This window comes from Sporomusa sp. (assembly GCF_057736855.1).
In genome coordinates, this window is sequence record NZ_JBYKYF010000148.1 from 3618 (window position 1) to 5691 (window position 2074).

General features: G+C 44.7%; 2 protein-coding genes, 1 pseudogene and 1 other annotated feature. All 3 genes and pseudogenes read left to right on the forward strand.

The features are described from left to right. Nucleotides 1–233, forward strand: a pseudogene (locus AC29Z1_RS10610) (ABC transporter ATP-binding protein); the annotation flags it as partial. A gap of 18 nt (nucleotides 234–251) precedes the next feature. Further along, on the forward strand, nucleotides 252–1214 hold the full coding sequence (locus AC29Z1_RS10615) for an ABC transporter substrate-binding protein (RefSeq protein WP_488271436.1): 963 nt from the start codon (nucleotides 252–254) through the stop codon (nucleotides 1212–1214). 232 nt (nucleotides 1215–1446) lie between these two features. Continuing rightward, nucleotides 1447–1657 (forward strand) — a binding site (T-box leader). A 49-nt stretch (nucleotides 1658–1706) separates the two neighbouring features. Further along, a partial coding sequence (locus AC29Z1_RS10620; protein WP_488271437.1) for an Lrp/AsnC family transcriptional regulator occupies nucleotides 1707–2074 on the forward strand: 368 nt, incomplete at its 3' end.

The following is a 2074-nucleotide window of genomic DNA, read 5'->3' on the forward strand; positions in this document are numbered from 1 at the left end:
GAGCCAGCCTGCAAACAGAACTTGTCCAGATATTTCACCTGGCACGTAAAACCATATTGTTTGTTACCCATGATGTGGACGAAGCCGTCCTTTTAGGCCAGCGGATCATCGTCATGGGCGGCGGGAAAATTCTTAATGACATTTCGGTACCACTTGCCTATCCCCGCAATACTGCCGACAAAGCCTTTTATGATATCCGCACACAGGTGCTGCAGGCCATTATGGGAAAATAAAAAAAGGAGTGTGAACCTATGAGAAAATTAGTTGCCCTGGTGTTATTACTCATCTTTGTATTGACAATTACCGGCTGCACGACCAGTCAGCCAACGGCAAAAAAACCTGACACCATCAGTATTTCCTATGTCAAACTGCCGCTGAATGTTCCGTCCATAGTAGAAAAAAAGCTAGAACTGTTTGAAAAAGAATTTGCCAAAGATAATATTAAGGTGGTATTTCCCGAAATAACCGAAGGCCCGAAAATGACAGCCGCACTGGCGGCCGGTTCGCTTAACTTTTGCAACGCGCTTGGCGGCACTTCAGCCATCTTAGCAGCCGCCAACGGACTGGATATTAAAATTATCGGGATGTACAGCCGCGCTCCTAAAGCCTTTGTCATCATGACCAAACATCCAGACATCAAAACTGTCGCTGACCTCAAAGACCGCACTGTAGCCGGACCCAAAGGAACCATTCTTCATCAGTTGCTGTTAGCTTCCCTCTCGCAACAAGGACTCTCCGCCGATTCCGTGAAATTCGTCAATATGGGCATTCCCCAAGCGGTAACCGCCCTGATGTCAGGGGATGCAGACGCCGCACTGGTTGCCGGCCCGGCTGTACCCAAAGCCTTGGAAGCTGGCGGACGGATTCTTACTACTGGCGAAGGTCTCTTGGACGCCACCATTGTGATTGCAGTTGACGGCAAATTTCTCAAGGAACAGCCTGAAATTGTCAAACGCTATATGAAAGTACATAACCAAAGCCTAGCTTACATGAAAGACCATCAGGAAGAAGTTTACCGGATGGCTGCGGAAGAAACCGGAATTTCGCTGGACGATGTCAAGACCATGTACGCCTGGTATGATTTTAATCCGACTATAACTGACAAAGATATCAAAGATTTGGAAAAAACACAGGAATTTCTGCTGCAAACCGGCTTGCTGACCAAAAAAGTAGAAATCCATCAGTTAATTAAAGATATGAGTAAAGAAATATAGTGGACTCGTTTCACCTAACCAAAACTAATAAGCGCTTGGATAAAAAGTCTACTCCATTTGCACGTACGCCGCCTGCAGCGGCAGATATCTTAACTTATTGTGAACGGTAACGCCGCGCTTACGAACATAGTTGTAAAGTTGGGCAAACAAAAACTGATAATTCGACTTGCTCTAATCATGTATTTATGATATTCTATATACAACTTCTAATTCTGTATGTAACTTCATAATGCAAAGAGTGATGATAGGGAAAGTAACAAAACTGTCTTACCCACCAGAGAGCCGGCTAGGGTGAAAACCGGCGGAAGACGTTTTGTGAAAGCCACCCTTGAGCTGTAGGCTGAAAGTGTTAGTAAGCTTTACCGTACCTGGCGTTAACAGGATCAAGTGAGCCTTATGGCTAATTTAGGTGGTACCGCGGGAACAATAATCTCGTCCTTTTCTTAGGACGGGATTTTTTATTTATATCTATACTATTAGGAGGAGTAGTTTATGAAGGAATTACTGGAGCTTTTAGAAAAAGACTGCACCCAGCCGGTTGAACAATTAGCACTACACCTTGGCATGTCACCAGAAGAAGTAGCTGCGAAAATTAAACAATTAGAAGAAGAAAAAATCATTGTTAAATATCATCCCATCATCAATTGGGAGAAAGCTGGTGTGGATAAAGTAACTGCCATGATTGAGGTTAAAATCACCCCCCAGCGAGAAGTTGGTTTTAATGCCATAGCCGAACGCATCTACCGGTTTCCGGAAGTGACGAATGTCTACCTTATGTCTGGCGGCTATGACCTCAGCGTAACTGTCGAAGGGCCATCGCTAAAAGAAGTGGCCAAATTTGTCGCCACTAAGCTCTCCAC

What these genes read in the sequence shown, in the direction of transcription:
- AC29Z1_RS10615 (WP_488271436.1), top strand. Translation starts at nt 252, where the DNA reads ATGAGAAAATTAGTTGCCCTGGTGTTATTACTCATCTTTGTATTGACA.